This window comes from Micromonospora fiedleri (assembly GCF_016774385.1).
In the GTDB taxonomy this organism is placed as follows: Bacteria; Actinomycetota; Actinomycetes; order Mycobacteriales; family Micromonosporaceae; genus Micromonospora; species Micromonospora gifhornensis.
Genome location: NZ_JAETXL010000083.1, coordinates 1 through 456, shown reverse-complemented (window position 1 = coordinate 456; position 456 = coordinate 1). Strand labels below are relative to the sequence as shown.

Genomic DNA, 456 nt, shown 5'->3' with positions numbered 1-456 from the left:
CCCGCGACCCCCCCACCGCCGAGTTCCTGAGAGCGCACCCCCAGGGTCGCCGCGCGGGCGTCGGGACATGGCCCGGGCGGGCCGGGGGCCGGGCCCGGGGCCGCCCCGCGGGCGGTCCCCGGGGCGGTCACGGGGAGCACCCCTGCCGACCGGCCCGCCCGGCTCCTCATGTGGCCCGCCGGCGGCCCAGCACCAGCAGCACCGCCCCGCCGCCGACGAGCAGCAGCGCGGTGAGCACGTACCCGCCGATGGCCACGCCGGTGGTCGGCAGGCGTCCCGGTCCGCCCGCGACCGGGCTGGTGCTCACGGTCGGCGTGGCGGCAGGCGTGGACGGTGTGTCACTCGGCGTCGGGCCGGCGGTGGGCGGGTCGGCCGGGCGCGGGCCGGCGGTCCGGGCGTGGGGCGGGCCCGGGGGCGGGGCGGGGGGCGCGGCGCGGGGGCGGGCGGGGCGGCGGG

1 pseudogene is annotated in these 456 nt (G+C 84.9%); it reads right to left on the bottom strand.

Annotated features, from left to right (window positions below):
- Positions 1–166: 166 nt before the first annotated feature.
- Positions 167–456 (bottom strand): annotated as a pseudogene (locus tag JMF97_RS31625) (prenyltransferase/squalene oxidase repeat-containing protein); the annotation flags it as partial.